This window comes from Bradyrhizobium semiaridum (assembly GCF_020329505.1).
Lineage (GTDB): Bacteria > Pseudomonadota > Alphaproteobacteria > Rhizobiales > Xanthobacteraceae > Bradyrhizobium > Bradyrhizobium semiaridum.
Genome location: NZ_JAGKJJ010000001.1, coordinates 449,551 through 476,404, shown reverse-complemented (window position 1 = coordinate 476,404; position 26,854 = coordinate 449,551). Strand labels below are relative to the sequence as shown.

General features: G+C 65.3%; 27 protein-coding genes. 18 read left to right on the top strand and 9 right to left on the bottom strand.

From position 1 onward, the window contains the following. Positions 1-27: 27 nt before the first annotated feature. The 3 genes from J6500_RS02200 to hemB all read right to left on the bottom strand — a co-directional run bounded on the left by J6500_RS02200 (position 28) and on the right by hemB (position 2,773). On the bottom strand, positions 28-804 hold the full coding sequence (locus J6500_RS02200; protein WP_225711018.1) for an arginyltransferase: 777 nt from the start codon (positions 802-804) through the stop codon (positions 28-30). A 104-nt stretch (positions 805-908) separates the two neighbouring features. Beyond that, complete coding sequence (locus tag J6500_RS02195) at positions 909-1,490, bottom strand: RDD family protein (RefSeq protein WP_225711017.1); 582 nt, start codon at positions 1,488-1,490, stop codon at positions 909-911. Positions 1,491-1,708: 218 nt separating this feature from the next. Then, positions 1,709-2,773, bottom strand: coding sequence for a porphobilinogen synthase (gene hemB, locus J6500_RS02190; RefSeq protein WP_225711016.1), 1,065 nt, complete (start codon positions 2,771-2,773; stop codon positions 1,709-1,711). 190 nt (positions 2,774-2,963) lie between these two features. Between hemB and J6500_RS02185 the strand changes: the two genes are divergently transcribed. From J6500_RS02185 to J6500_RS02155, 7 genes are all read left to right on the top strand, one after another. Continuing rightward, positions 2,964-3,425: a DUF6163 family protein gene (locus J6500_RS02185; protein WP_225711015.1), complete on the top strand. Its 462-nt coding sequence runs from the start codon at positions 2,964-2,966 to the stop codon at positions 3,423-3,425. Between the two features lie 639 nt (positions 3,426-4,064). Next, positions 4,065-4,583: a transcriptional regulator LdtR gene (gene ldtR / locus J6500_RS02180; RefSeq protein ID WP_225711014.1), complete on the top strand. Its 519-nt coding sequence runs from the start codon at positions 4,065-4,067 to the stop codon at positions 4,581-4,583. Positions 4,584-4,782: 199 nt separating this feature from the next. Beyond that, the gene (locus J6500_RS02175) at positions 4,783-5,013 is read left to right on the top strand and encodes a hypothetical protein (RefSeq protein ID WP_225711013.1); all 231 of its coding nucleotides are present in this window, start codon (positions 4,783-4,785) and stop codon (positions 5,011-5,013) included. A gap of 22 nt (positions 5,014-5,035) precedes the next feature. Continuing rightward, positions 5,036-5,257, top strand: a complete 222-nt coding sequence (locus tag J6500_RS02170; RefSeq protein ID WP_139483136.1) for a hypothetical protein — start codon at positions 5,036-5,038, stop codon at positions 5,255-5,257. Positions 5,258-5,680: 423 nt separating this feature from the next. Next, positions 5,681-6,649 carry a Bug family tripartite tricarboxylate transporter substrate binding protein gene (locus tag J6500_RS02165; RefSeq protein ID WP_225711012.1) on the top strand — a complete coding sequence of 323 codons (969 nt, stop codon included), beginning with the start codon at positions 5,681-5,683 and terminating at the stop codon, positions 6,647-6,649. Then, positions 6,646-7,146: a tripartite tricarboxylate transporter TctB family protein gene (locus J6500_RS02160; RefSeq protein WP_225711011.1), complete on the top strand. Its 501-nt coding sequence runs from the start codon at positions 6,646-6,648 to the stop codon at positions 7,144-7,146. The genes J6500_RS02165 and J6500_RS02160 overlap by 4 nt, the downstream gene beginning before the upstream one ends. Further along, on the top strand, positions 7,146-8,645 hold the full coding sequence (locus tag J6500_RS02155; protein WP_225711010.1) for a tripartite tricarboxylate transporter permease: 1,500 nt from the start codon (positions 7,146-7,148) through the stop codon (positions 8,643-8,645). Before J6500_RS02160 ends, J6500_RS02155 begins: the two co-directional genes overlap by 1 nt. Before the next feature lie 63 nt (positions 8,646-8,708). Here the strand turns inward: J6500_RS02155 and J6500_RS02150 are convergent, their stop codons facing one another. The 4 genes from J6500_RS02150 to J6500_RS02135 all read right to left on the bottom strand — a co-directional run bounded on the left by J6500_RS02150 (position 8,709) and on the right by J6500_RS02135 (position 12,866). Next, positions 8,709-9,188, bottom strand: a complete 480-nt coding sequence (locus J6500_RS02150; protein ID WP_225711009.1) for a hypothetical protein — start codon at positions 9,186-9,188, stop codon at positions 8,709-8,711. Between the two features lie 365 nt (positions 9,189-9,553). Further along, on the bottom strand, positions 9,554-9,892 hold the full coding sequence (locus J6500_RS02145) for a hypothetical protein (protein ID WP_225711008.1): 339 nt from the start codon (positions 9,890-9,892) through the stop codon (positions 9,554-9,556). Positions 9,893-10,198: 306 nt separating this feature from the next. Continuing rightward, entirely contained in the window at positions 10,199-10,552 is a 354-nt protein-coding gene (locus tag J6500_RS02140; protein WP_225711007.1) for a DUF2200 domain-containing protein, read from the bottom strand. A 28-nt stretch (positions 10,553-10,580) separates the two neighbouring features. Further along, positions 10,581-12,866: a TonB-dependent siderophore receptor gene (locus tag J6500_RS02135; protein ID WP_225711006.1), complete on the bottom strand. Its 2,286-nt coding sequence runs from the start codon at positions 12,864-12,866 to the stop codon at positions 10,581-10,583. Between the two features lie 633 nt (positions 12,867-13,499). Between J6500_RS02135 and glyA the strand changes: the two genes are divergently transcribed. From glyA to J6500_RS02090, 9 genes are all read left to right on the top strand, one after another. Further along, a complete protein-coding gene (glyA, locus tag J6500_RS02130; protein WP_225711005.1) occupies positions 13,500-14,801 on the top strand; it encodes a serine hydroxymethyltransferase in 1,302 nt (433 codons plus the stop codon). A 69-nt stretch (positions 14,802-14,870) separates the two neighbouring features. Beyond that, complete coding sequence (gene nrdR / locus J6500_RS02125) at positions 14,871-15,353, top strand: transcriptional regulator NrdR (RefSeq protein WP_225711004.1); 483 nt, start codon at positions 14,871-14,873, stop codon at positions 15,351-15,353. Continuing rightward, entirely contained in the window at positions 15,350-16,498 is a 1,149-nt protein-coding gene (ribD, locus tag J6500_RS02120) for a bifunctional diaminohydroxyphosphoribosylaminopyrimidine deaminase/5-amino-6-(5-phosphoribosylamino)uracil reductase RibD (protein ID WP_225711003.1), read from the top strand. Before nrdR ends, ribD begins: the two co-directional genes overlap by 4 nt. After that, positions 16,498-17,106 (top strand): riboflavin synthase, encoded by a 609-nt coding sequence (locus J6500_RS02115; protein WP_225711002.1) that lies wholly within the window; start codon positions 16,498-16,500, stop codon positions 17,104-17,106. Before ribD ends, J6500_RS02115 begins: the two co-directional genes overlap by 1 nt. A gap of 217 nt (positions 17,107-17,323) precedes the next feature. Next, a complete protein-coding gene (ribH, locus tag J6500_RS02110; protein WP_225711001.1) occupies positions 17,324-17,815 on the top strand; it encodes a 6,7-dimethyl-8-ribityllumazine synthase in 492 nt (163 codons plus the stop codon). A 2-nt stretch (positions 17,816-17,817) separates the two neighbouring features. Next, positions 17,818-18,312 carry a transcription antitermination factor NusB gene (nusB, locus tag J6500_RS02105; RefSeq protein ID WP_225711000.1) on the top strand — a complete coding sequence of 165 codons (495 nt, stop codon included), beginning with the start codon at positions 17,818-17,820 and terminating at the stop codon, positions 18,310-18,312. A gap of 137 nt (positions 18,313-18,449) precedes the next feature. Beyond that, entirely contained in the window at positions 18,450-19,451 is a 1,002-nt protein-coding gene (thiL, locus tag J6500_RS02100) for a thiamine-phosphate kinase (RefSeq protein WP_225710999.1), read from the top strand. A 224-nt stretch (positions 19,452-19,675) separates the two neighbouring features. Then, on the top strand, positions 19,676-21,796 hold the full coding sequence (locus J6500_RS02095; protein WP_225710998.1) for a sodium-translocating pyrophosphatase: 2,121 nt from the start codon (positions 19,676-19,678) through the stop codon (positions 21,794-21,796). A gap of 205 nt (positions 21,797-22,001) precedes the next feature. Continuing rightward, positions 22,002-23,549, top strand: coding sequence for a peroxidase family protein (locus J6500_RS02090; protein WP_225710997.1), 1,548 nt, complete (start codon positions 22,002-22,004; stop codon positions 23,547-23,549). A 223-nt stretch (positions 23,550-23,772) separates the two neighbouring features. Here J6500_RS02090 and J6500_RS02085 read toward each other — a convergent pair whose 3' ends face one another. Together J6500_RS02085 and J6500_RS02080 are read right to left on the bottom strand one after the other, a co-directional pair. Continuing rightward, the gene (locus J6500_RS02085; protein WP_225710996.1) at positions 23,773-24,780 is read right to left on the bottom strand and encodes a Bug family tripartite tricarboxylate transporter substrate binding protein; all 1,008 of its coding nucleotides are present in this window, start codon (positions 24,778-24,780) and stop codon (positions 23,773-23,775) included. A gap of 86 nt (positions 24,781-24,866) precedes the next feature. After that, positions 24,867-25,340: an outer membrane protein assembly factor BamE gene (locus J6500_RS02080; RefSeq protein ID WP_225710995.1), complete on the bottom strand. Its 474-nt coding sequence runs from the start codon at positions 25,338-25,340 to the stop codon at positions 24,867-24,869. Positions 25,341-25,474: 134 nt separating this feature from the next. Here J6500_RS02080 and J6500_RS02075 point away from each other — a divergent pair, with 134 nt between their 5' ends. Both J6500_RS02075 and J6500_RS02070 read left to right on the top strand, forming a co-directional pair. After that, the gene (locus J6500_RS02075; protein ID WP_225710994.1) at positions 25,475-26,026 is read left to right on the top strand and encodes a ubiquinol-cytochrome C chaperone family protein; all 552 of its coding nucleotides are present in this window, start codon (positions 25,475-25,477) and stop codon (positions 26,024-26,026) included. Further along, entirely contained in the window at positions 26,023-26,601 is a 579-nt protein-coding gene (locus J6500_RS02070; protein ID WP_225710993.1) for a YceD family protein, read from the top strand. The genes J6500_RS02075 and J6500_RS02070 overlap by 4 nt, the downstream gene beginning before the upstream one ends. Positions 26,602-26,854: the final 253 nt, after the last annotated feature.

Below are 26,854 nucleotides of genomic sequence, written 5' to 3'. Positions count from 1 at the left end.
CTATTGGCTACTCGCCATTCGCCCTCTTCAATCCTGCGGCTCCGCCAGCGCCTCGCCTGTTGCGTCGACGCGCAGCCAGCCGCTCGGGGCGAGGCGCTGCTGCGGCAGGAAGCGGCCCTTGTAGTCCATCTTCTTGGAGCCCTCGATCCAGTAGCCGAGATAGACGTAAGGCAGGCCCTGGCGGCGGGCGCGGGCGATGTGGTCGAGGATCATGAAGGTGCCGAGCGAGCGGCTCTCCTGCGACGGCTCGAAGAACGAATAGACCATCGACAGCCCGTCGCTGAGCACATCGGTCAGCGCCACCGCCAGCAGTTCGTCGCCGCGGCCGGTGATGGCGCTGTCGGCGTTGCGCCGACGGTACTCGATGATCCGGGTCTCGACATGGCTGTCCTCGACCATCATCGCGTAGTCGAGCACGGTCATGTCGGCCATGCCGCCGTTGCGGTGGCGGCGGTCGAGATAGGCGCGGAACACCGAATATTGCTCTGAGGTCGGCACCGCGCTGCGCTGCTCGCCGATGATGTCGGCGTTGCGGGCCAGGATCTTGCGGAAATTGCGCGAGGGGCGGAATTCGTTGGCGACCACCCGGACCGAGACGCAGGCCCGGCACTGGTCGCAGGCCGGGCGGTAGGCGATCGACTGGCTGCGGCGGAAACCGCCATGGGTCAGGAGGTCGTTGAGATCGCCGGCCTTTTCACCGACCAGATGCGTGAACACCTTGCGCTCATGGCGGCCCGGCAGGTAGGGGCAGGGCGATGGCGCCGTCAAATAGAACTGGGGGGTATCACGCGAGTGCTGGGTCACGTCAGATCGTCAGGCTCCACAACAATACAGGCAGCCAAAGGCTCCACAACAATACCGGTCAGCATCGCCTCCCGAAGGTTAACGGTCAATTGGTTTAAGCGGACCTAATAGGCCCGCGCCGCCGGCGCCACCGAGGCCCGGACCGAGCTGTTGATCATGACGGTTCCGAGGATGACGTCGTGCAGCAACTGACGGCGGCGGCTGAACAGGCTCACCAGCAGCACCAGCGGCGTCAGAAACGAGATCGTCGCCCAGAACAGCACCGCATGGACGGCGCCAAGCACGAAGTAGCCGCGGGCGCCGTACCAGGTGCGCAGTTCCAGATCCATCATCCGCATGCCGATGGTCGCCGAATGCGGCCCGCCGATCGACCAGCCATAATAGACGATCGCCCAGATGATCGAGAGCGGGGAGAGCAGGCCGAACAATGTCCAGCCCAGGAAGAAGGTGACGAAGCCGAGCAGGAAGATGAAGATCACCGCCAGGATCACCGGCACCGCGATCACCACGAGGTCGATCAGGAACGCGAACACCCGCCGGGTCAGCACGCCGCGGAACAACTCCGGCTGCGACATCGGATCAAACGCATGCGGGGGAATGCCACCGTCGCTGCGCCAAGTATCGTTGCGAGTATTGTTGCGAGAAGCATCGTTCCGCCCACGGTCGCCGTCATTGCTGTAGGACATCGCATCCTCCAATTCCGGTCCCGGCAGGACATGGGAACTGGAGGCTCGCCTGCCAAGCCGGGCAAACATTAACTTGCCGAAATATTCCGGCGATTCGGCGGCGGGTGGAGCGGCGCTGCCTCCACCGCGTCATTGCGAGCGAAGCGAAGCAATCCACGCTTCCCCGAGCCGAGAGATGGATTGCTTCGCTTCGCTCGCTACGACGGAGGAAACGGTCGTCAGCTCTCGGCCTTGATCTTTTCCGCCGCCCGCGGCGCGAAGTAGGTCAAGATGCCGTCGGCACCGGCACGCTTGAAGCCGATCAGGCTTTCCATCATCGCGCGCTCGCCGTCGATCCAGCCATTGGCGGCGGCGCCCGCGATCATCGCGTATTCGCCGGACACCTGGTAGACGAAGGTCGGCATCGCGAAGGTGTCCTTCACGCGGCGCACGATGTCGAGATAGGGCATGCCCGGCTTCACCATCACCATGTCCGCCCCCTCGGCGATGTCGAGCTCGACCTCGCGCAGCGCCTCGTCGGTGTTGGCGCTGTCCATCTGATAGGTGCGCTTGTCGCCGGTCAGCGTCTTGGCCGAGCCGATCGCATCGCGGAACGGTCCGTAGAACGCCGAGGCGTATTTCGCCGCATAGGACATGATCTGCACGTCGACGAAACCATTGTCGTCGAGCGCGTCGCGGATCGCGCCGATGCGGCCGTCCATCATGTCCGACGGTGCGATCACGTCGCAGCCGGCCTCGGCCTGGGTCAGCGCCTGCTTCACCAGGACCGCGACCGTCTCGTCGTTGAGGATCTTGCCGTCCTCGATCAAGCCGTCATGGCCGTGGCTGGTGAAGGGATCGAGTGCGACGTCGCAGAGCACGCCGATATCGGGAAACTCCTTCTTGATCGCGCGCACCGACTGGCAGACCAGATTGTCCGGGTTGAGCGCCTCGGAACCGGCCTCGTCGCGCAGCGACGGCTCGGTGAAGGGGAACAGGGCGATACAGGGGATGTTGAGCTTGGCCGCGCGCTCGGCGTCGCGCACGATCTGGTCGACGGTGAGGCGCTCCACGCCGGGCATTGAGGCCACCGGCGTGCGCGCGTTGCGGCCGTCGACCACGAACATCGGCCAGATCAGGTCGTTGGTGGTCAGCACGTTCTCGCGCACCAGCCGCCGCGCCCATTCGGTCTTGCGATTGCGGCGCGGGCGGATTGTCAGGTCGAGCGACGGCGAGGCGAGGGTATCGGCCTGGCGCCGCGGCGCATCGCGCAGTTCGATCGGGCGCCCGAATTTGATCGCCATGATGTTCTCCCCTTCGGCGGCCGGCCGGTCTCGATTTGATATAGGTCCACTTCTAGCACCTGTCAGGGGTGCCGTCATTGTGCCCCTCGGCGGCCCCTGATCTGCCGCAACGGCAATTGATTTTGCCGGCTCCACGGGCCAAGACTGGCCGCCATGAATACCTCCTTGCAGCCCGGCCGCGGCGATTCGCATGTCTGATACCTCCGCACGCGATCCGGCGCGGGACAGCGCCATGACGGTCGCCGGCCTCTCGTCCGACCGCATCGAGGCTGACGACAATGCATGGACACGGCGGCTCGTCATCTTCCTGCGCATCATGGCGGTCGTCTCGATCGCCAAGGGCCTTTATCACTGGGCCCAGGTGACCGGCTTCGTCGGCGGCGAGGAGGAGGCCTTCGAAAACCAGTCGATGGCCTGGCAGACTGCCACGATCTATTTCGCCGTGATCGAACTCGTCGCTGCCGTCGGGCTGTGGCTCGCGACGCCCTGGGGCGCCGTGGTCTGGCTGACGACCGTGGTCTCGATGGCGGTCATCGAATTGATGTTCCCGGGCATCTATGGCGGCAGCCTGCTGGTGGTCGGGCTCGAGGCCGTGATGCTCGCGGCCTATCTGGCGCTGGCCTGGATGGCCGCCCGCGAACGGCCCCCGTAGCAGCCGGCCGCCGCGACGGCCACGCGGACGCTGCCAATGAATCCTTGCCATCGCCGCCAAGATAGTGGCGTGCGTGCGCGCAATGAGAAGACAGGACATGCCGGTCTGGTAGGTGAGCGGCCACAGACCGCGCACCCAAGACCTCGGTCGCGGAGCGCTTCTGCGGAACCGCCGTCGGGACCGATATTCCCGGTCTCGGCATCTGTGTCAGCCGGCGTTGCGCTGGCCGACGGCGGGACCGGTCTGATCCGAACGGCCAGCCCACCTCACTCCATCGGTGACGTCGCGACCCGGGCGGGGCGGTCCCATAAAATTTTCGAAGAATTTTCCGGCCGCCTTTTGCGCAGCGGTAAGGGTTCCCTCACACCCGTTACGCGGCCGTTTCGATTTCAAACGAAGCTGTTTCCGAATGCGACAGGACACGCAGACGAAGCGTGAACAACGGCGTTGCACCGTCAATGAAAAGTTGCGAAAAGTCCTTGATCCATGGGCTTAATCCGCGATTCACTGTCTTAAATTCATGATCTCTTTATTCTCTTATTTAAGCGGATATTCAAACGGCCCCGTTACGTTGGACCTATCAGGCGGGACACAAGTTTCGTCGAATAAGTCGATAAAAACGACAACAGGGGAAGTGTCATGATGAAAGCCGTTGCATCAACGGCGGTGGATGCCGCTGATCGCGCTGCCGGTCAATCGCCGGTGCAGCCGCTCTATCTGGAAGCTTTGACCTTGGTGGAGCGGCTGCATCGCCGGCTGCTCGACGTGATCAAGGACGAGTTCGATCGTCGCGGTCGCGCCGACATCAACTCGGTGCAGGCACTGCTTCTCTACAACATCGGCGACAAGGAGCTGACCGCCGGCGAACTGCGCACCCGCGGCTACTATCTCGGCTCCAACGTCTCCTACAATCTGAAGAAGCTCGTCGAGCTCGGCTTCCTCGATCACCAGCGCTCGCGCGTCGACCGCCGCTCGGTTCGCATTCGCCTCACCGCGCAGGGCCAGGAGGTCCGCCGCATCGTCGAGGCGCTCTACCAGAAGCACGTCAAGACGGTCGAGCAGGTCGGTGGCATCTCGAACGAGGAGTTCGCCAGCCTCAACAAGTCGCTGCACCGCCTCGAGCGGTTCTGGACCGACCAGATCCTGTATCGGCTCTGATCTTTCTTTTCGGCCTTCCTTTCTTCGCCTGATGGGCCAAGCCGGCCGAGCAGAAGACTGGCAGCCTTCCTCCAGACAGCGCATCGGCCATGCCCGGCCGGTGCGCACTGTCATGCTGCAACTGCGAGAAAAACGCCCCCAGACAGGGAACCAGGACATTCCCGGCGACTTATCCCATGTCCAATGGAGACGCAGGGATATGCTGGTCGAGCGTGGAATTGAGGTGGTCAGTGTCGAGGTGGTCGGTGACGCCTACGCGATTGCCTCCAATTACCTGCGCAAATCCGGCGCCATTCCCGACAATTTCGCGACCAACGAGCGCCTGCTCGGCATCATCGTCAAGCTCGCCCAGCGCGGCGAGATGAACCGAATCCGCCTCGCCAACAAGGCGATCGCCAGGTTCGAGGCCGAGACGCTGGTGGTTGCCTGAGCTTCAACTCCCGGAGACCGCAATGGAAGCCGCGATCGATCGCATCATGCAGACCTATGACCTGCTGCTCAACCGCACGGCAGCAGCGAGCGACGAAGCGCGCGCCAAGGTGACCGAGTATGTGCGGACGCTGGTCGAGGCGGGTGAGACCGACACGCACCGTCTGACCGTGTGCGGCCTGACCTATCTGCGCCAGCTCGACGGCAGCACCGACCACGTGAAGGCCGGGTATACCGGGCTGTAGGCGTCTGCCGCATGCGGAATGCCGCTGTCTTGTCCTGCTTTGAATAGGGGCAACGCTGCAGCTTTAGGACCCGTCACCCTAGGAGGGTGTGAAACTTTGTCCTCATCTACCGCTATCATCCGCCCGGCTTGATGTTCAGCTCGGGCGATGACAGTGCAGCGGGGATGCGGCGTCATTCCTGGGCAAGCGCCGCAACCGGCGCGGGCCTCATAAAAGCAAGCGAAAAAACGGAGCGATGGGTGCGACGATTTGCTGCATAAGCTTGTCGCCCTCGTTGGCTTGCCGACGGCTGTGTCAAATGGTCGCTAGAGGAATCCGAGATCGGCGGCGCTGCCAGCAGACGGCGCCGCCGGTTGACGATCCAGCCACGTGACGAAAGCGCCGCCAGCGCGCTGCCTTTCGCGAAAATCAGGAGGAAGCCCAATGATCCCGTCCCACAAGCGCCTGTTCGGCGCCGTCGTCGCGCTGTTGCTCGGGGCGGGCGGTCCTGTGGCCGCGCAGCAGCTCGAGCTGAAGGTGATGGCGCCGGCCGCGCCCGGCGGCGGATGGGATCAGACCGCGCGCGCGATGCAGCAGGCGCTGGTGGCCTCCGGCATCGCGCGAAGCGTCCAGGTCACCAATGTCGCCGGCGCCGGCGGCAGCGTCGGCATCGCGCAGTTCGTCAACGGCGCCAAGGGCGACGGCAACCAGCTGATGGTCAACGGCTTCGTCATGGTCGGCGCGCTCGCGATGAACAAGTCGCCGGTGACGCTCGAGCAGGTGACGCCGATCGCGCGGCTCACTGAGGAGATCCAAGTCATCGTGGTGCCGGCGAACTCTCCGCTGAAGACGGCGCAGGATCTCGCCGCGGCGGTCAAGGCCGATATCGCCAAGGTGACGTTTGCCGGCGGCTCGGCCGGCGGTGTCGACCATGTGATGGCCGCGCTGTTCGCCGGCACGATCGGCGCCGACGCCAAGAAGATCAATTACATTCCGTTCTCCGGCGGTGGCGAGTCGCTTGCCGCGATTCTCGGCGGCAAGGTCACGGCCGGCATCTCGGGGCTCAGCGAGTACGAGGGCCAGATCAAGGCCGGCAAGCTGCGCGCGCTTGGCGTGACCTCGGAGAAGCGCCTGCCGGGGTCGGATATTCCGACCTTCAAGGAGCAGGGCATCGATCTCGTGCTGGCGAACTGGCGCTCGGTGGTCGCGCCTCCCGGCATCACACCGGAGCAGCGCAAGACGCTGAGCGACGCCGTGGAGAAAATGGCAAAGTCTGACGCCTGGAAGGAGATCCTCAAGCAGAAGGGCTGGGATGACGCCTATCTCGGCGGCGATGCGTTCGCCGATTTCCTCAAGAAGGAGATCGTCCGCGTCACCGACGTGCTGAAGTCGGTCGGCCTCGTGAAGTCATGAGCTCCGAGGACGCTCCCGGCGATCGTCCGGCAGAGCCGGCGCATCACGTCGATCGCGCCGGCCTTGTGATCGCGGCGGCGCTTGCCGCGCTCGCCGCCGTGCTGGTGTGGGACGCCAGCAAGCTGCCGGCGACCTCGATGTACGGCATGGGGCCGGAGGCGATGCCGGTCGTCATCGCCGTCGGTCTCGTGCTGCTGGCGATCGGCAATCTCATCGACGCGCTGCGCGGAAACCTGCCGCCGCGCGAGAGCATGGATCCGAAACCGGTGTGGCTGATCCTCGCGGGCCTGGCGCTCCTGATCGGCATCATCGGCTTCGGCGGCGGCTTCATCCTCGCGACCTCGGCGCTGTTCGTGACGACGTCGGCAGCATTCGGCCGGCGTGCGATCCTGACCGACACCGCGATCGCGCTGGTCATGACCACGCTGATCTATCTGGCGTTCGACAAGCTGTTGACGCTGAGCCTTCCCGCCGGCCCCCTGGAGCGACTGCTGTGATGGACACCTTTGCCGCGCTGGCGCATGGCATGGCGGTTGCCGTCCAACCGATGAACCTGTTGTACGCGCTGATCGGCGTGTTCCTCGGCACCGCGGTCGGCGTGCTGCCAGGCATCGGCCCGGCGCTGACCGTCGCACTGTTGCTGCCGGTCACCTACAAGCTCGATCCCGGCGGCTCGCTGATCATGTTCGCCGGCATCTACTATGGCGGCATGTATGGCGGCTCGACCACCGCGATCCTGATCAACACGCCTGGCGAGAGCGCCTCGATGGCGACCGCGCTCGAGGGCAACAAGATGGCCAAGGCCGGCCGGGGCGGGCCGGCGCTGGCGACCTCGGCGATCGGCTCGTTCGTCGCCGGCACTATCGCCACCATCGGGCTCGCGTTCCTCGCGCCCTGGCTGGTCGATTTCGCGGTGCGCTTCGGGCCCGAGGACTATTTCGCGCTGATGTGCGTCGCCTTCGTCACGGTGTCGGCGACCTTCGGCGACTCGCCGATCCGCGGCCTCACCAGCCTGTTCATCGGGCTGACGCTCGGGCTGATCGGCATCGACAAGCTGACGGGGCAGCCGCGGCTCGCGTTCGGCATCCCCGAGCTGCTCGACGGCGTCGAGGTGACGACCTTGGCCGTCGGCCTGTTCGCGGTGGGGGAGGCGCTCTACGTCGCCTCGCGCCGCCATCACGCCGAGGAGAAGCTCGAGCCGGTGCGCGGCTCGCTGTGGATGACGAAGGAGGACTGGAAGCGCTCCTGGAAGCCGTGGCTGCGCGGCACGCTGTTCGGCTTTCCGATCGGTGCGCTGCCTGCCGGCGGCGCCGAGATCCCGACCTTCCTGTCCTACTCGACGGAGCGGCGGCTCACAAAACATCCCGAGGAATTCGGCAAGGGCGCGATCGAAGGCGTCGCCGGGCCCGAGGCCGCCAACAATGCGTCCGCCGCCGGAACGCTGGTGCCACTGCTGACGCTGGGGCTGCCGACCTCAGCAACTGCCGCGATGATGTTGGCGGGCTTTCAGCAATACGGCCTCAACCCGGGACCGCTGCTGTTCGCCGAACGGCCGGACCTGGTGTGGGGCCTGATCGCCAGCCTGTTCATCGCCAACGGCATGCTGCTGGTGCTGAATCTGCCGCTGGTCGGACTATGGGTGCGGCTGCTCGCGATCCCGCAGCCCTGGCTCTATGCCGGCATCCTGGTGTTCGCGACGATGGGCACTATCGCGGCAAAACCGTCGGTGGCCGAACTGTCGATGCTGGCCGCGTTCGGCGTGATGGGTTTTCTGATGCGCCGGTTCGATTTCCCGATCGCGCCGGTCGTGATCGGATTAATCCTGGGGCCGATCGCCGAAAGCCAGCTGCGCCGGGCGCTGGCGATCAGCCTCGGCGACCCCATGGTGCTGCTGCAAAGCCCGATGTCGGCGACGCTGCTCGGCATAGCCCTGATCGCGCTGCTGGCGCCGTTCGTGCTTAAGGGGCTGGGGCGGTTCAAGGCGAACGAGGATTGACCTTGCGCCGAGTAAAGAAGGCGGCCGTTACGGCCGCCTTCTTCGCTTCCCTGGTGCGAGGAGCTACTGGCAGAGATGTTGCCGGCCGTCCGGCCCCTTGAACGTGGTGCCGGGCGTGCAGGAGAGGTTGTTGCGGGACGCGTAGGTCTTCCAGTCGCGGCCGCCATAGCCATAGCCATGGTAGCTGTAGCTGCCATCGAAGGCCTGGAACGGGGCGGTTGCGATCGCCCCCGCGGTCGCGACGGCGCCGCCCACGACATTGCCCGCCGCCTCAGCAGGCCCGGCAGGCCTGCGGTACGCTCTTTCGCTCGGCAAGGCGGCGTTGGCGCTGCGCATCCGGTGGCTGCGATAGGTCGCGTGGCGCTGTCCGGTGGCGAGAGCGTGAGCTCCCTTGCTCTTGCCTTGGGTCTGCGTGTACCTCGCCTGCGTGTATTTGGCCTCCTTGGCCATCTTGCCCTCGGCCATCGCCGGGCTCGAGAGCACCGAAGCGACAATGGCCGTGGTGCCGAGGATGGCAAGACTTGCAGCCTTCAGTTTCGTCATTGGACGCTCCCTTTTCCATGATTTGCGACCGAGGCAAGCGCGGAGGAGCGACGTATGTTCCTGGCGCCCCTCCTCACACCCATGTGATCGGACACCGAGTTCTTGGAAGCTGGGAACATGAGGGAACGGGCCAAGTCGCCAATGCTGGCAAGGATGAGTTACCAGGGCCAGGGAACGGGGTGATCGGAGAACACTGATCCTTCCGGCCACACCATGATCGGCTCGTTGAAGTTCGCGGCGGGCCGGCCGACGAACACCATTGTTGTGAAAACCAGGTCGAAAACCCGCGCCACCATGGACGTGTCTTGCGCGCAAAAGAAGAGGCAGCTGCGAGGCTGCCTCTTCGATACTTATGCCGATTGCAATTACTGGCAGAGGTGCCGCTGTCCATCGGCACCTCTGAATACGGTGCCGGGCTGACAGACGAAGCCCTGACGGTAGTAACCGTCATTGTAGGCATAGCGGTCATAGCCGTAATCGTTGCGGAACGGCGCCGTTGCGATTGCGCCGGCCGTGCCGATGGCGCCGCCCACCACGCCTGCCGCAACATCACCCGGCCAGAAGCCGCTGTTGTAGTGCTGATGATAGATCTGGGTTCGCGGATGCTGAACCGGCGCTGATCGCGCCGCCGGGTCCTGGGCAAACGCCGGTGTCGCCACCGCCGCCGTCAACGCAGCCGCGGCTACAAGCCTCTTCAGTTCCATTGTCGACTCCTTTCGTCGTCGTTTTGCATGAGCCAACGACAGACGAGGGGAGATGTTGCGGGGAACGCGAAGTTTCATCGTGAACAAATGGTCACGTTCCCTGTTCCGTCGAGAAACCGATCGGGCTCGTGAAACCGGTGGTCGTGAAACCATGCGGCTGCTGTCCCGTAGCTGGACCGCCGGCCCATTTCTTCCAATGGTCCTACGAGCCGGCTGGGGCCGTTCGGATAACCCAGTCACGAGCGGCCCCAACCTGTTTCGTCCCTTGACCCGGTCAAGGAGACGGATCAGGCCGCTCGCTCGACATCATTGTTGCCGCAGGATCTTGTCCATGGCTTTGCCACGGGCCAATTCGTCGATCAGCTTATCCAAATAGCGGATCTCCCGCATCGTCGGTTCTTCGATCTCCTCCACCCTGACGCCGCACACCACGCCCTTGATCAGGGCGCGCGACGGATTGAGCTCGGGGGCCTTTGCGAAGAAGGTTTCGAAGTCGGTTTTCTTGTCCAGCTGGGTTTTCAGGTCCTTCGCACCGTAGCCGGTCAACCAGGTGATGACCTGGTCGACTTCGGCCTTGGTGCGTCCCTTCTTCTCCGCCTTCGCAACGTAGAGCGGATAGACGCTTGCGAAGCTGGTCGTATAGATCCGATGTTTCGCCATGAACTGCTCCGGTATGCGCCGGCGCGGTTCACCACTTGTAGCCAATGCTCGCGGTGATGCGGCGGCGATCGCCGTAATAGCACGAACTGACGGTCGCGCAGCTCGCGACATAGGTCTTGTCGGTCACGTTCAGCACATTGAGCGCGGCGCGCCAGTGGTTGTCCCACTCATAGTGCACGGCAAGGTCGCCCAGCACGAAGGCGGGGACCGCCGCGGTGTTGGCCTGATCGGCGAAGGACGAGCCGACATAGCGGATGCCGCCGCCGAGGCCGAAGCCGCGCAGCGGGCCGTCGCTGAACGTATAGTCGGTCCAGACCGAGGCGAATTCGCGCGGTACGTTGGTCGGAACGGTGCCGATCAGCGCGGGATTGAGGTCCTTGCTGACGAACAGGTCGTAGTTGGTGTAGCTCGCCACCAGCTTGAAATCCGGTGTGATGTTCGCGACCGCCTCGAGCTCGATGCCGCGCGAGGTGACTTCGCCGTTCTGGGTCTGGAACAGGACGTTGTTCGGATCCGTGGTCAGCGCATTCTTGCGCTTGAGGTCGAAGTAGGCGATGCCGAACCGCGCATTGAGCCCGGCCGGCTCGTACTTCACGCCGACCTCACTCTGTTCGGAGGTCTCGGGCAGCAGCAGCTGTCCGGCGGAATTGACGCCGATGATCGGGTTGTAGCCGGTCATGTAGGAGACGTAGGGCGCGATGCCGTTGTCGAAATTGTAGATCGCGCCAACGCGACCGGAGAACTTGCTGTCGTCGCGGCTCTGGTCGGCGCCGATCCGGTTCTGGTTGTTCAGCCCAACCCAGTCCTGGCGGCCGGACAGCACCACGGTCAGCCGGTCGAGCTTGACCTGATCCTGGAGATAGAGGCCCGCCATGCCCTGGGTGAGGTAGGTGTCCTGATACAGCGGCCCGCTGTAGGGCGCGTTGGTGCCGTAGACCGGATTGAACACGTTGAAATTCGTGCCCATGCCAAAACCCTGGCGGTCGTCGATGGCATAGTGCTTGAGGTCGACGCCAATGAGAGCGGTGTGCTGCAGTATGCCGGTGGTGAAGCGATATTCGAGCTGGTTGTCGAGGTTGAACTGGTTGGCGACGCCGCGGGCATAGAAATTGCCGCGGCTGATGTCGCCGGCGGCCGGCGTCGTCGCCCAGCCGAGCCCGTAGAGGCCGGTGTAGTAGACGTCGACATGGCCGAAGCGCGCGTTCTGCCGGAAGTCGACGTTGTCGGTGAGGCTCTTCTCGAACTGGTAGCCCAGCGTCTCCTGCTCGCGGCGGAACTGGTCGGCGCTGGGATCGCCGATGAACTGGCTGGTCGAAATGCGGCCGAACGGCGCGTTGGTGACGGTGCCGACATAGGGCAGGAAGTTCAGCGCCCGCGTGTTGTTGTGCGCGGCGGTGGCGTAGACGGTGAGGCGGGTGTCGGCGTCCGGTCTATAGGTCACCGACGGGGCGAAGAAGAAGTTGTTGTCGTAGATGTAGTCGGTCTGGGTGCCGCCGCCCTGGACCTGGCCGACCATCCGGTATTGCAGCTGCGCGTTGCCGGCCTGCGGGACGACGCCGCCGATATCGAACGCGGTGTAGCCGTTGCCGAAATTGTTGATGCCGGCCTCGATATAGCGCACGGGCTCCGCCTGCGGCAGCTTGCTCACGGCATTGACGAGGCCGCCGGGCGCCGAGCCGCCGTACAGGATGCCGGACGGGCCGCGCAGGATCTCGACGCGCTCGAGGTTGAACGGCTGCAGCTTCCAGCTCGCATAGGAGGTGTAGAACAGCTGCAATCCGTCGAGGAACAGCGACTCGTTCTGCGCCGGGAAGCCGCGGATCAGGAACCAGTCGTTGCGGAAATCGGTGCCGTAGGTGCCGCCGATCACGCCCGGCGTGTAGCGCAGCACCTCGTCGAACTTGCTGACGATCTTCTGATCGCGGATCTGCTCGGCGCCGACCACGGTGATCGATTGCGGGGTCTGGATGATCGGCGTGTTGGTCTTGGTGCCGCTGGCGCTGCGGCGCGCCAGATAGCCGTTCACCGGACCAGTGGCGGTTTCGCGCGCGCCGCGCACCGCTCCGGCGGCCGGTTGCGCGGTCTGTGTTGCGGCTGCTGCGGGAACGGCTGCGGCGCGCCGCGGGGCGCTTCGCGTGCGCGCGGCGCGTTGCGCCTGCGACGGCCGCGTCGATCTGGCGGATTGTTGGTTCGGCGCGTCGACGGTGACCGACGGCAATTGCGATTGCGCCAACGCATCGTCCGTACCGATCACTGACAGCACCACCAGACCCGACGCAGCAAACCGCGCCGGTCGCAACCACGTGCCCGACATTTATTCCCCGCTCGTTCAAAAAAATCTTCGAGCGAGTCGTTATCATGTTGATTTCGGCGAACAGGCTTGTGGCGCTTAGAACCCATCCAAGCCGTGCGCAAAGCTTGCGTGTGTGACCGAACGACAACGTTGTATCCAGCATTATCGCATGCAGCGCGCGAAAGTTTTGAATCGATCCAGACTGGAGCGATTCAAAATCATTCCGCTGCGACATTTTGCGCCATGATCGAAGACGCCGGACGCGCACGAGATGAGTGAGGTACAAACAGAGTTCATATTCTGTAGGACAGAATTGGCCTGGCGAAACTGAAAGTGTGGTCAGGATTGGCCATGCGAGCTCTTGCCGGTGGCGAGGCTGCCCGGTCGCGCGACGGCGAGGAACGATGTCGATCCCTGCCTGTAGAGACGGGGAGGCGATATCGACCTGCTGGCCCGGGGGTGGTTGGACGCGGGCAGGGACCGCCCCTCGCAATCCCCGCCATCCCCACCATATCTGGCATAATTGGCGGGGGGACACCGCAATGGCTTGGCCGTTGTGGGGTGATGTGATAACGCTCTGGGACCAGCTTCGACCGCCACTTTGGACCGTCCGCACCCGTCTTAAGGGCTTGCGGCGGTGGAGATATTTCGCCGATGACCGCTTCCTCGAAAACCGCTTCCGCGCCCGATTCCTTCTTCACGGCTGGTCTTACCGAGGCCGATCCGGAGATCGCCGCCGCGATCAAGGGCGAGCTCGGCCGGCAGCGTCATGAGATCGAGCTGATCGCCTCGGAGAATATCGTCAGCCGCGCCGTGCTGGAGGCGCAGGGCTCGGTGATGACCAACAAATACGCCGAAGGTTATCCGGGCGCGCGCTACTACGGCGGTTGCGAGTGGGTCGACGTCGCCGAGACGCTGGCGATCGAGCGCGCCAAGAAACTGTTCGGCGCCGGCTTCGCCAACGTCCAGCCGAACTCCGGCAGCCAGATGAACCAGGCGGTGTTCCTGGCGCTGCTGCAGCCCGGCGACACTTTCATGGGCCTCGACCTGGCCGCCGGCGGCCATCTCACCCACGGCTCGCCGGTCAACATGTCCGGCAAGTGGTTCAAGGCCGCGCACTACACCGTCCGCCGCGACGACCAGATCATCGACATGGACGAGGTCGCAAGGCAAGCCGAGCAGGTCAAGCCGAAGCTGATCATCGCCGGCGGCTCGGCCTATTCGCGTGCCTGGGACTTCAAGCGCTTCCGCGAGATCGCGGATTCCGTCGGCGCATATCTGCTGGTCGACATGGCGCATTTCGCCGGCCTCGTCGCCGGCGGCGTGCATGCCTCGCCGGTGCCGCACGCCCACGTCACCACCACCACGACGCACAAGTCGCTGCGCGGCCCGCGCGGCGGCCTGATCCTGACCAATGACGATGCGCTGGCCAAGAAGCTGAACTCGGCGATCTTCCCCGGTTTGCAGGGGGGCCCGCTGATGCATGTGATCGCGGCGAAGGCGGTGGCGTTCGGCGAGGCGCTGCGGCCGGACTTCAAGGTCTATGCGAAGAACGTGGTCGAGAATGCCAAGGCCCTGGCCGAGACGCTGCGCAGCCACGGCCTCGATATCGTCTCGGGCGGCACCGACAACCATCTGATGCTGGTCGACCTCCGCCCGAAAGGGCTGAAGGGCAACGTCTCCGAGAAAGCCTTGGTGCGCGCCGGCATCACCTGCAACAAGAACGGCATCCCGTTCGATCCCGAAAAACCGTTCGTCACCTCGGGTCTTCGGTTGGGCACGCCGGCGGCGACCACGCGCGGCTTCGGCGTCGCCGAGTTCAAGCAGGTCGGCGGCATGATCGCGGAGGTGCTGAACGCGCTGGCGCAGTCGCCGGACGGCAAGGCGCCGCTGGTCGAGGCCGCGATCAAGGAACGCGTCAAGGCGCTGACCGATCGCTTTCCGATTTATCAATAGGACCGCACGATCCGGAAAAGCGGGCACCGGTTTCCGAATAGATCGTGCGCAACGTAAGGGCTGGGTTGGATGCGTTGTCCGAGCTGCAATTCTCTCGATACGCAGGTCAAGGACTCGCGTCCGACCGAGGACTCCTCGGTGATCCGCCGCCGGCGCGTCTGCATGGCCTGCAATTTCCGCTTCACGACCTTCGAGCGGGTGCAACTGCGCGAGCTCACCGTGATCAAGCGCAACGGCCGCCGCGTGCCGTTCGACCGCGACAAGCTGGTGCGCTCGCTGCAGATCTCGCTGCGCAAGCGCCCGGTGGATTCCGAACGGCTGGAGAAGATGGTCTCGACCATCGTGCGCGAGCTCGAAAGCGGCGGCGAAGCCGAGGTGTCCTCGGAGGCGATCGGCGAGATCGTGATGGAGCATCTGCGCGGGCTCGACGACGTCGCCTATGTGCGCTTCGCCTCCGTCTACCGCAATTTCCGCGAGGCCAAGGACTTTGAAGCCGTGCTCGACGAGTTGACCGGCGAAGAGGACCCGCGGGTGGCGACGTTGCGAAAATGATCTTCCGGATCCTGGAAGACCAGTTCGCGCAGAAGTCCAAGGACGCGAAAGCCGCCGACCTGCGCTACATGCAGCTGGCGCTGGCGCTTGGCCGGCGCGGGCTGGGGCGCACCTGGCCCAATCCGGCGGTCGGCGCGGTCATCGTCAAGGACGGCGTGATCGTCGGGCGCGGCTGGACGCAAGCAGGTGGACGCCCGCATGCCGAGGTCGAGGCGCTCCGGCGTGCCGGTGATGCCGCGCGTGGCGCCACGCTCTATGTGACGTTAGAGCCTTGTTCGCATTTCGGCCGCTCGCCGCCCTGCGCCGATGCCGTGGTCGCGGCCGGGCTGGCCCGTGTCGTGTCGGCGATCGAGGATCCCAATCCGGAAGTCGCCGGGAAGGGCCATGGCAAGCTGCGCGCCGCCGGCATCGCGGTCGATATCGGGATGTGCGCCGCGGAGGCCGCGCGCGACCATGCCGGGCATTTCCGCCGCGTCAGGGACAAGCGCCCGCATGTGATCCTCAAGCTGGCCGTCTCCGCCGACGACAGGATCGCTGCCGCCGGCCACCGGCCGGTCGCGATCACGGGCGATATCGCGCGGACCCGCGTGCACCTGCTGCGGGCGCAGAGCGATGCGATCCTGGTCGGGATCGGCACGGTGCTGGCGGACGATCCGCTGTTGACCTGCCGCCTGCCGGGCATGGCGCCGCGCTCGCCGGTCCGCGTGGTGCTGGACCGGGCGCTGCGGATGCCGGGCGACAGCCGCCTCGTGCATTCGGCGCGGCAGACGCCGCTCTGGGTGATGACCTCGGATATCGCCGAGGCGGCTGCCGCGATGAAGCTCGGCGCTGCCGGCGCCGAGGTGATCCGCATCGCCTCGACCGCGCCGGCCGGGCTCGATCTGCCGGCCATGCTGCACGCGCTGGCGGAGAAGGGGATCACGCGGCTGATGGTCGAGGGTGGCGCGCGGGTCGCCGCATCCTTCGTGGCCGAAGGTCTCGTCGACGAAGCCTGGCTGCTGCGCGGGCCCGAGACGATCGGCGCCGGCGGTGTTCCCGCGCTGGACGCATTGCCGCTGGCCGCAATCACGCAGTCGCCGGCTTTCCGCCTTCATGCTAGCGAGATGCTCGGCAAGGACCATTTCGAAATCTACGAGCGTGCCTGATGTTTACCGGAATTGTCACCGATGTCGGTGAGATCACCAGCCTGAAGCAGGTCGCGCAGGGGCAGTTGCACCGGATGCGGATCGCCTGCGACTACGACCAGGCCACGATCGCCGACGGCGCCTCGATCGCCTGCAACGGCGTCTGCCTCACGGTGGTGGCCTCAGGCACGTCAGGCGGCAAGACCTGGTTCGATGTCGATGCCGCCGCCGAGACGCTCGGCATGACCACGGCCAAGCATTGGCGCGAGGGCGGCAGGCTCAACCTCGAGCGCGCGCTCAAGATCGGCGACGAGCTCGGCGGCCATATCGTGGCCGGCCACGCTGACGGCATCGCCACCATCACAAGGCGCGACGATCTGCCTGACATGGCGCGCTTCGAGCTGAAAACCACGCGGGAGCTGGCGCGGTTCATCGCGGCCAAGGGATCGGTGACGCTGGATGGCGTGTCGCTGACCGTGAACACGGTCGACGACGTCACGTTCTCGGTGCTGATCATCCCGCATACGCTTGCCGTGACGACGCTGAGCGGCTGGAAGGCGGGAAGCGAGGTCAATATCGAGGTCGATCTGATGGCCCGCTATGCGGCGCGGCTGGCGGAGATGAAGTGACGGCATAGGGCGTCACGCAGGCGTCGCAAGGCCGTCATTCCGAAGCACGCGAAAGCGTGAACGCTGAGATACGTGATGGCGTCCGAAAATCTCGAGATTCCGGGTTCGATGTTGGCGCATCGCCCCGGAATAACCGCACCAGGCAGCATTCCCTGCTTGGCTTGATTACCGCCGGCGACTACATAGCGTCCGGTACCAGAACGAAACGGATCGAATAATGGCTGACGCGCGGCGCGCACCCCTGAAGGACCAGACCGACATATCAGGCGCGCGCGCGCTGATCGTCGAGGCGCGGTTCTATGATGATATCCAGGACGCGCTGCTGGAGGGCGCGCTGGCCGAGCTGAAGGCTGCCGGCGTCAGCCACGACATCCTCACCGTGCCGGGCGCGCTGGAAATCCCGGCCGCGATCGCGATCGCGATCGATGCGGCGGAGGCCAACGGCAGGCCCTATGATGCGGCGATTGCGCTCGGCTGCGTGGTGCGCGGCGACACCATCCATTTCGAGATCGTCTCGCAGGAATCCTCGCGCGGCCTGATGGAGCTGGCCGTCGCGCGCAAATTCCCGCTCGGCAACGGCATCCTCACCGTCAACACCGAAGCGCAGGCCTGGGCACGGGCGCGCGTGAGCGAACTGAACAAGGGCGGCGATGCGGCGCGGGCGGCGCTCGCGATGCTGCGCATCAAACGCCGTCTGGCAAAGGCCTGACCATGGCAGACAGCAACAAGCCCGGCAAACCTCCCGAACGCAAGGCCAACCGGCGCGGCGCCGCGCGGCTCGCGGCGGTGCAGGCGCTCTACCAGATGGACATCGGCGGCGCCGGGATCAACGACATCTTCGCCGAGTTCGAAAGCCACTGGCTCGGCAACGAGGTCGAGGGCGAGAAATATCTTCCCGCCGAGGCCGCGTTCTTTCGCGACGTCGTCTCCGGCGTGGTGCGCGACCAGGCGAGGCTCGATCCGCTGATCGACGATGCGCTGTCGAAGGGCTGGCCGCTGAAGCGGATCGACGCCATCCTGCGCGCCGTGCTGCGGGCCGGCTCCTACGAGCTCGAGCATCGCAAGGACGTGCCCGGCCGCGTCGTGGTGTCGGAATATGTCGACGTCGCGCACGCCTTCGTCGAGAAGGACGAGACCGGCATGGTCAACGCCGTGCTCGACCAGATCGCGCGCCAGTTCCGCGGCGACGAGTTCGTACGGGGTTAACCGCGCATTTCGCTGCCATCACCCGCGAAGGCGGGTGATCCAGCACGCTGCGGCGGTCATGATAGATTACAGGCGACCCGGCGTACTGGATCGCCCGGTCAAGCCGGGCGATGACAACTGAGGGTGCTGCGAGCATCATGGCTGATCGTCAACACATAGCCTCCGGCGAAGACTCCCTGATCGCGCGCTTCTTCAAGCCGCTGGCGACCGATGCTGGCGCGTTCGGTCTCGATGACGATGCGGCCGCGCTGCAAGCGGGCGGCGAGGAGATCGTGGTCACCACCGATGCGATCGTCGAGGGCGTACATTTCCTGGCCGGCGATCCGCCGGACACGCTGGCGCGCAAGGCGCTGCGGGTGAACCTGTCCGACATCGCGGCCAAGGGCGCGGTGCCGGCCGGCTTCGTGCTGACCCTCGCGCTGCGCGGCGCCGGCGAGCAATGGCTTGTGCCGTTTGCGCAGGCGCTCGGCGAGGATGCCGCCAATTACGGTTGCCCGCTGCTCGGCGGTGACACGGTGTCGACCCCGGGCCCGCTGATGATCTCGATCACCGCTTTCGGCCGGCTGCCGCGGGGGCGGATGGTGCATCGCTCAGGCGCTGCCGTCGGCGACCGCGTGTTCGTGACCGGCACCATCGGCGATGCCGCGCTCGGCCTCGACGTGCTCCGGGGTGGCGCGGCCGCGGCGGCGCTGGCCGGCGATGCCGCCGCGCGAGACTGGCTCGCATCCCGCTACCGCGTGCCGCAGCCGCGCAACGCGCTGGCGCTGGTGGTGCGCGAGCATGCCAGCGCGGCCATGGACGTCTCGGACGGATTGGCGGGCGACCTCGCAAAACTCTGCGCGGCTTCCGGCGTCTCGGCCGAGATCGCGCTGCCGCGCATCCCGCATTCCCCTGCCGCCGCCACGCTGCTGGCGCGCGGCACCGTCGGCATCGAGGCGCTGGTCGCGGGCGGAGACGACTACGAAATCCTCTGCACGGTGCCAGCGGCGCGCGCCGACGCGTTCGCAGAGGCCGCGCAGGGCGCAGGCGTCGTCGTCACCGCGATCGGCCAGATTGTCACGGGCGGCGCTCTTCCCCGTTTCCTCGACGGGCAGGGCGGGGAACTGGCACTGAAGCGGCTGTCCTACAGCCATTTCTAGACTTCATTCCGGCGTGGACCGGCTTTCGATCTAAATACCTGCCGAAATCGGCGTTTTCAGCCTTGGGTGGCGTTGCGCCGCGGTAACGATTTTGGCAAGGTCGCGCCCGATTTGAGGCGATCCCTTTTTGGGGAGGGATCGGTCCTCAAGAAACAAGCGCCTGCCGCCCTGAGCGGCACAAAAAAGGGCGCGGGGGTTACATCAAGGATCTGAGGCAACATTCAATGACAGCTTTATGGGTGATTGTGCTCTGCGGGGCGCTTTCCATCGTCTACGCGATCTGGGCGACGCAGTCGGTCTTGAACGCGGATGCGGGCACACCGCGCATGCAGGAGATCGCAGGCGCCGTGCGCGAGGGCGCGCAGGCCTATCTGCGCCGGCAATACACCACGATCGGCATGGTCGGTATCGTGATCTTCCTGCTGCTCGCCTACTTCCTGGGCGTGCTGGTCGCCATCGGGTTCCTGATCGGCGCCGTGCTGTCCGGCGCCGCCGGCTTCATCGGCATGAACGTCTCGGTGCGCGCCAACGTCCGCACCGCGCAGGCGGCGACCACCTCGCTCGCCGGCGGACTCGAACTCGCCTTCAAGGCGGGCGCGATCACCGGCCTCCTGGTGGCCGGCCTCGCGTTGCTCGGCGTCACCATCTACTTCATGGTGTTGGTCAAGTTCATGGGTCTGGCGGCGAGCAGCCGCACTGTGATCGACGCCATGGTGGCGCTCGGCTTCGGTGCCTCGCTGATCTCGATCTTCGCCCGTCTCGGCGGCGGCATCTTCACCAAGGGCGCCGACGTCGGCGGCGATCTCGTCGGCAAGGTCGAGGCCGGCATTCCCGAGGACGATCCGCGCAACCCGGCCACCATCGCCGACAACGTCGGCGATAATGTCGGCGACTGCGCCGGCATGGCCGCCGACCTGTTCGAGACCTATGCGGTGACCGCGGTCGCCACCATGGTGCTCGCCGCGATCTTCTTCGCCAAGACGGCGATCCTGGAGAACATGATGACGCTGCCGCTGGCGATCGGCGGCATCTGCATCATCACCTCGATCGTCGGCACCTTCTTCGTCAAGCTCGGCGCCAGCCAGTCGATCATGGGCGCGCTGTACAAGGGCCTGATCGCCACCGGCGTGCTGTCGCTGTTCGGCGTCGCGCTCGCGATCCAGTGGCTGGTCGGCTTCGGCAAGCTCGAGGGTGTCGACTACACCGGCATGGCGCTGTTCTGGTGCGGCGTGGTCGGCCTCGTCGTCACCGGCCTGATCATCTGGATCACCGAGTACTACACCGGCACCGACTATCGCCCGGTGAAGTCGATCGCTTCGGCCTCGGTCACCGGCCACGGCACCAACGTGATCCAGGGCCTCGCGGTCTCGATGGAAGCGACCGCGCTGCCCGCGATCGTCATCATCGCCGGCATCCTCGTCACCTACAGCCTGGCCGGCCTGTTCGGCATCGCGATCGCGACCGCCACCATGCTGGCGCTCGCCGGCATGATCGTCGCGCTCGACGCCTTCGGCCCGGTCACCGACAACGCCGGCGGCATCGCCGAGATGGCGGGGCTGCCGAAGGAGGTGCGCAAGTCGACCGACGCGCTCGATGCGGTCGGCAACACCACCAAGGCGGTGACCAAGGGCTACGCGATCGGCTCCGCCGGTCTCGGCGCGCTGGTGCTGTTTGCGGCCTATAACCAGGATCTCAAATTCTTCATCAGCGACTCCAACGCCCATGCCTATTTCAAGGGCGTCAATCCGGACTTCTCCCTGAACAACCCCTACGTCGTGGTCGGCCTCCTGTTCGGCGGCTTGCTGCCGTACCTGTTCGGCGCGATGGGCATGACGGCCGTCGGCCGTGCCGCCGGCGCGATCGTCGAGGAGGTGCGCCGCCAGTTCCGCGAGAAGCCCGGCATCATGCAGGGCACCGACAAGCCGGATTACGGCAAGGCGGTCGACCTTCTGACCCGGGCGGCGATCAAGGAGATGATCATCCCGTCGCTGCTGCCGGTGCTGTCGCCGATCGTGGTCTACTTCGTGATCTACGCGATCGCGGGCGGCGGCGCGGCCGGCAAGTCGGCGGCGTTCTCCGCGGTCGGCGCCATGCTGCTCGGCGTGATCGTCACCGGCCTGTTCGTCGCGATCTCGATGACCTCGGGCGGCGGCGCCTGGGACAACGCCAAGAAGTATATCGAGGATGGTCACTACGGCGGCAAGGGCTCCGACGCTCACAAGTCAGCAGTGACCGGCGACACCGTCGGCGATCCCTACAAGGACACGGCGGGCCCCGCGGTGAACCCGATGATCAAGATCACCAACATCGTGGCGCTCTTGCTGCTCGCGATCCTCGCGCACTGAACGTGATGCGGTCACGCATCGCGCGCTGACAAGGCAAACACAGGCCCCGCGGCATCGCCGCGGGGCTTTTTGCTTTGGCTCACGTCGTCGCGGCTGTCGTTATGTCGCAGCCGACTGTGGGGTCAATTACAGATTGCAGGATAAATATAACGTAACTCCGTGGCCGATCAGCGCGATCATTCATTTTGCCCTCACGGAGGCGTGCATGACACAGATTGCGAATATCAACCCAAAGCATGGCAGAGCAGGGCGTCAGCCGACCAAGGCCGGATTGCGGCCGTTCAAGGACAACGCCGACCCCGGCATGTTCGGCCGGATGTTCGATCTTCCGGCCTTTGCGCCGTCCGAAGCATCACTGCATGCGCTGGCCGACGCGATGCGCGACGCCCAGCCCAACAATGCCGCCGGGGACAATCCCAATATCCCGTCGGGCTTCACCTATCTCGGCCAGTTCGTCGACCATGACATCACGCTCGACCTGACCTCGCTCGCCGAGAAGCAGGAAGACCCGCATGCCACGACGAACTTCCGCACCCCGCGGCTCGATCTCGACAGCGTCTACGGGCTCGGGCCTGACGGCAGCCCGCAGCTCTATGCGCGCGACCCCAACAACGTCACGCAGCCGAGTCCGAAACTCTTGCTCGGCAAGACCGCTGCGACGCCGCGTGCGGCCGGCGACCCGCCCAACGACCTGCAACGCAACGCGCAGGGGCGTGCGCTGATCGGCGATCATCGCAACGACGAGAACCTGCTGGTGGCGCAAACCCACCTCGCGTTCCTCAAATTCCACAACAAGGTGGTCGACCGGCTCGCCGGCGGCGCCAATCCGCCGGCACCGGACAGACTTTTCACCGAGGCGCGCAAGCAGGTCACCTGGCACTATCAGTGGATGGTGCTGCACGACTTCGTCGAGCGGCTCACCGAGCCCGGCATCGTCGCGAAGATCCTGGACGAGGGGCGCAAGTTCTATCGCTTCGAGAAGGTGCCCTACATGCCGGTCGAGTTCTCGGCGGCGGCCTACCGGCTCGGCCACAGCATGGTTCGCGAGGCCTACAGCCACAACCGCGTCTTCACGCCCGGCGGCCTCACGGCGGCGACGCTGAAGCTGGAGTTCGCGTTCTCCGGGCTGTCGGGAATCATCCTCGGCCAGGATGCCGCGGCGCTGCCGAATTCGCCGGGAGTACCGCCGAATGTCGCCACGCTGCCGACCGACTGGATCATCGACTGGAGCCGCTTCTACGAGTTCGATCCGCCGGTCGCGGCGACGCCGAACTTCCTGTTCAACCATTCGCGCAAGATCGATCCGTTCCTGATCCCGCAACTGCACGATCTGCCGGGCGGCGGCGGTAGCCTGCCGTTCCGCAATCTGCAGCGCGGCGTCAATCTCGGATTGCCGTCGGGCCAGGATGTCGCGAAGGTGATGGGGATCCCGCCGCTCACCCCGGCCGAGATCGCAACCGGGAGCGACGGCGCGGTCGCGGCCGCCCAGGGCTTCGATAAGAAGACTCCGCTCTGGTACTACATCCTGAAGGAAGCGGCGGTGAAGAAGGGCGGCCAGCGGCTCGGCCCGGTCGGCGCGCGGATCGTCGCCGAGGTGTTCATCGGCCTCGTCGCCGGCGACAGCCAGTCCTATCTGAGCGATCCGAACTGGAAACCGACGCTCCCGGCGAAGACGCCAGGCTCCTTCCTGATGAGCGACCTTTTGCGCTTCGTCGGAGATATCAGCCCGATCGACGGCGTCACCACGGGCTAGCTAGCGGCGATTTGCTGAAACCCGGCACGGTCGATCCACGACAAACCCGCGGTGCAAGCCGCGGGTTTTTGCTGTCGGATCGGGCATGCGACGCCCTGAAAGGTCAGCCGCGCCATGAAGTTCGAGATGACGAAGTGCTACCAATGCGGCGGCGAGACGGTGATGGGCCTCACCGTCTGTCCAATCAACTGGTGCGAGGGGCCGGCGTCGCCCGTGCATCCGGTCACTTCACCTCCATCTGCAGGCCTTCCTTCTCGATGATGGCGGCGAACTTCCTGGTCTCCGCGTCGACGAAGTCGGAGAACTGCTGCGGCGAGCCGTAGTCGGCGCGGGCGCCCATGCCGGCGATGTTCTTCTTGACGTCGTCGCGCTCCAGCATCGCCTTGACCTGCCGGTTGAGCTCATCGAGCACGTGCGCGGGCACGCTCTTCGGCAGGAATACGCCGAACCAGGACGAGACGTCGAACTTGGCGAGCTCCGGCGCGCCCTCGCGCATGGTCGGCAGGTTGGGCGCGGAATCGCTCCGCTCCGGCGTGGTGACGCAGAGGCCGTTGAGTTTGCCGTCCTGCACCTGCGGCAGCGACGGATAGAGATTGTCGAACAGGACCTGAATGTCGCCGGCAAGGGCCGCCTGCAGCGCCGGGCCGGCGCCGCGGAACGGCACATGCGTCATCTTCAGCCCGGTGAGCTGCAGGAACCAGGCGCCGGTGAGGTGAGGGCTCTGTCCGGTGCCGGACGAGCCGTAGGTCAGCTTGTCGGGGTTCTTTTTCAGGTAGTCGATCAGCCCGGGAATCGATTTGATGCCGGTCGAGGGATGCGCCGAGACGATGTTCGGGATCCGGATCATGTTGGAGACCGGCTGGAGCTGGTCGGCCTTGTAGGTCAGGTTCTTGAAGATGCTGTAGGCGATCGCATTCGGTCCGGGATTGCCGATCAGGATGGTGTGGCCGTCGCCTTTGGCGCGCGCGACTTCCGAGGTGCCGATGGTGCCGCCTGCACCCGAGCGGTTCTCCACGATTACCGACTGGCCCCAGAGCGGCTGCAGATGCGCCGCCAGCAGCCGGCCCATCACGTCGGTCGAGCCGCCGGCCGCCGCCGGCACGATGATCCGCACCGTCTCGGTCGGCCGCCAGTCGCCGGCGCCGAGGCTGGCGCGCGGCAGGATCGAAGCGGCCGACAATGCGGTCGCGCCCGACAATACCGTACGACGGGAAAATCTCTTGCTGGTCATGCGTTTACCCCCTGCTCAGGTGTTCTTTGCAGACGACCGTAGGGGACCGCTTGCCGTCTGGGCAAGCGACAACTTGGCGCAGCGGGCTAGTTGAAGCTCAGCAGCTTGAACAGCGGCGTCAGGTACGACATTTCCTGACCCGAGGTCGGCGTGGTGCGGCTGACGAAGTCGAAGATCTTGCCGTCCTTCAGGCCGTAATTCGCAAGCCGGCGCACCTGGCGGTTCTTGTCGAAATAGACCGCGATCACGCGCTGGTCGATCACCTGCTGGTTCATGAAGGCGACCGGGCGCGAGGTCCGCTGCGAGATGTAATAGAACACCTCGCCGTCCAGCGTGGCGACGGTCGACGGTGTGCCGAGCACAATCAGAACCTGGTCCTGGCTGGCGCCGATCGGGATCTGCTCCAGCGCGCCCTGCGGAAGGATATAGCCCTTCTGGAACTGCTCGCCGCTGCACCCTCCGAGGGCGGCGCAGACGAGGCCGACGGCGGCAACCGCGCACAAGCGCGAGAACAGGCCGCGCGAGGCGGGGCGGGTTGATCTTGAAATGCTTTGGCTCATCGGCGGAACTGATCCGTCCCCTTGCATCGGGCGAGGCGTTGACGTACCGGGCAGCTCACTGGATTGCAATATTGCCGAGCCTCCGACGGGCCGCCCTCAACAGGCGACCCTTGGGCCCGCAGCCGGAACCCATCATGCTTTGGCCGTTCAATCGCTTCAGGAAACCCCAAGCGCCCGCGCGCAGCACCATTGAGGCCATCTATGGCATGATCGTGACGCAGGCGCGAGAACCGTTATTTTACCGTGACTTGGGCGTCCCGGACACGGTTGACGGGCGTTTTGACCTGCTTTTGCTGCACCTTTGGCTGGTGCTGCGGCGGCTCAAATCCCTTGATGCGGCCCCGGAGCTGTCGCAGGCCCTGTTCGACCATTTCTGCACCGACATGGACGACAATCTGCGTGAGATGGGCGTCGGCGATCTCACGGTGCCGAAGCGCATGCAGGCCTTCGGCGAGGCGTTCTACGGCCGGACCGCGGCCTATGACCTCGCGCTGACCGACAGCGACGAGGCGCTGGCCCAGGCGCTCTGCAAGAATGTCCTCAACGGCCAGCACATCGAGCAGGCGCGCGAGCTCGCCGCCTACGCCAAGCAGGCGCTGGCGGCGCTGGGGCGCGCCGACCTTGCCGGGCTGAGTTCAGGCACCTGGCGTTTCCCGGCGCCGCAGACCGCGAGGGCCACGGCATGAGCGGCGATTCTTCACATGATACTTCAAGGGATCCGTGGCGCGTCCTCGTCAATGTGGCGCAGATCCCGGAGACCGGGCTGCATCGCGAGATCGAGGCCGACGCCGCGGCGCGTCGGGCGATGGCCGCCATCGCCGAGTTGCGCGAGGTGATCTCCGCGCGCGCGGCGTTCGACGTCCAGCCGAAGCGCGACGGCAGCTACCACGTCACGGGCCGGGTGCAGGCGCGGATCGGCCAGACCTGCGTGGTGACCCTCGATCCGATCGAGAACGACATCGATGAAGACATCGACGTCGTGTTCGCGCCACCGGAGCAGATCCCGCAGATGGCCGACCTGGTCGACGACGCGGAGGACAGCGACGAGGATACCCCGGATCCGCCGGAGCCGATCGTGGGCGGCTTCATCGATCTCGGCCGGCTCGCCACCGACGCGCTGTTTCTCGGCGTCGACCCGTATCCGCGCAAACCCGATGCGGTGTTTGAACAAAAGCTTGAAGCACCTGATCCTGAGGATCATCCCTTTGCCGCCCTCAAGGCCCTGAAGGAAAGGGACGGCAAGACGCCGAAGGGGAGCTAATGCGCGATGAGATTTGGTTGAATCGTCATCGCGCGTTAGCTCTTTGTTTGAGCATGATCTTTTCGGAAAGCCGCTTCGCACCTTTCCGGATCACGCTTTAGCCGTCACATTTGCGGGGATGGCTTGCCTGCGCGGCCGCGCGAGCGGTATCCGGCGGAACTTGAAATAACGCCATCAATATATTGAAATATCGGTATATTTTTGCTATATAACGACCTTGTTCCTTGGTCGGTTCAACGACTCGGCCGGCCAA

Excerpts from the sequence above, each read along its gene's own strand:
- J6500_RS02195 (WP_225711017.1), bottom strand. The coding sequence starts at position 1,490 with ATGTCCTACAGCAATGACGGCGACCGTGGGCGGAACGATGCTTCTCGC.
- hemB (WP_225711016.1), bottom strand. The coding sequence starts at position 2,773 with ATGGCGATCAAATTCGGGCGCCCGATCGAACTGCGCGATGCGCCGCGG.
- J6500_RS02185 (WP_225711015.1), top strand. The coding sequence starts at position 2,964 with ATGTCTGATACCTCCGCACGCGATCCGGCGCGGGACAGCGCCATGACG.
- ldtR (WP_225711014.1), top strand. The coding sequence starts at position 4,065 with ATGATGAAAGCCGTTGCATCAACGGCGGTGGATGCCGCTGATCGCGCT.
- J6500_RS02175 (WP_225711013.1), top strand. The coding sequence starts at position 4,783 with ATGCTGGTCGAGCGTGGAATTGAGGTGGTCAGTGTCGAGGTGGTCGGT.
- J6500_RS02170 (WP_139483136.1), top strand. The coding sequence starts at position 5,036 with ATGGAAGCCGCGATCGATCGCATCATGCAGACCTATGACCTGCTGCTC.
- J6500_RS02165 (WP_225711012.1), top strand. The coding sequence starts at position 5,681 with ATGATCCCGTCCCACAAGCGCCTGTTCGGCGCCGTCGTCGCGCTGTTG.
- J6500_RS02160 (WP_225711011.1), top strand. The coding sequence starts at position 6,646 with ATGAGCTCCGAGGACGCTCCCGGCGATCGTCCGGCAGAGCCGGCGCAT.
- J6500_RS02155 (WP_225711010.1), top strand. The coding sequence starts at position 7,146 with ATGGACACCTTTGCCGCGCTGGCGCATGGCATGGCGGTTGCCGTCCAA.
- J6500_RS02150 (WP_225711009.1), bottom strand. The coding sequence starts at position 9,188 with ATGACGAAACTGAAGGCTGCAAGTCTTGCCATCCTCGGCACCACGGCC.
- J6500_RS02145 (WP_225711008.1), bottom strand. The coding sequence starts at position 9,892 with ATGGAACTGAAGAGGCTTGTAGCCGCGGCTGCGTTGACGGCGGCGGTG.
- J6500_RS02140 (WP_225711007.1), bottom strand. The coding sequence starts at position 10,552 with ATGGCGAAACATCGGATCTATACGACCAGCTTCGCAAGCGTCTATCCG.
- J6500_RS02135 (WP_225711006.1), bottom strand. The coding sequence starts at position 12,866 with ATGTCGGGCACGTGGTTGCGACCGGCGCGGTTTGCTGCGTCGGGTCTG.
- glyA (WP_225711005.1), top strand. The coding sequence starts at position 13,500 with ATGACCGCTTCCTCGAAAACCGCTTCCGCGCCCGATTCCTTCTTCACG.
- nrdR (WP_225711004.1), top strand. The coding sequence starts at position 14,871 with ATGCGTTGTCCGAGCTGCAATTCTCTCGATACGCAGGTCAAGGACTCG.
- ribD (WP_225711003.1), top strand. The coding sequence starts at position 15,350 with ATGATCTTCCGGATCCTGGAAGACCAGTTCGCGCAGAAGTCCAAGGAC.
- J6500_RS02115 (WP_225711002.1), top strand. The coding sequence starts at position 16,498 with ATGTTTACCGGAATTGTCACCGATGTCGGTGAGATCACCAGCCTGAAG.
- ribH (WP_225711001.1), top strand. The coding sequence starts at position 17,324 with ATGGCTGACGCGCGGCGCGCACCCCTGAAGGACCAGACCGACATATCA.
- nusB (WP_225711000.1), top strand. The coding sequence starts at position 17,818 with ATGGCAGACAGCAACAAGCCCGGCAAACCTCCCGAACGCAAGGCCAAC.
- thiL (WP_225710999.1), top strand. The coding sequence starts at position 18,450 with ATGGCTGATCGTCAACACATAGCCTCCGGCGAAGACTCCCTGATCGCG.
- J6500_RS02095 (WP_225710998.1), top strand. The coding sequence starts at position 19,676 with ATGACAGCTTTATGGGTGATTGTGCTCTGCGGGGCGCTTTCCATCGTC.
- J6500_RS02090 (WP_225710997.1), top strand. The coding sequence starts at position 22,002 with ATGACACAGATTGCGAATATCAACCCAAAGCATGGCAGAGCAGGGCGT.
- J6500_RS02085 (WP_225710996.1), bottom strand. The coding sequence starts at position 24,780 with ATGACCAGCAAGAGATTTTCCCGTCGTACGGTATTGTCGGGCGCGACC.
- J6500_RS02080 (WP_225710995.1), bottom strand. The coding sequence starts at position 25,340 with ATGAGCCAAAGCATTTCAAGATCAACCCGCCCCGCCTCGCGCGGCCTG.
- J6500_RS02075 (WP_225710994.1), top strand. The coding sequence starts at position 25,475 with ATGCTTTGGCCGTTCAATCGCTTCAGGAAACCCCAAGCGCCCGCGCGC.
- J6500_RS02070 (WP_225710993.1), top strand. The coding sequence starts at position 26,023 with ATGAGCGGCGATTCTTCACATGATACTTCAAGGGATCCGTGGCGCGTC.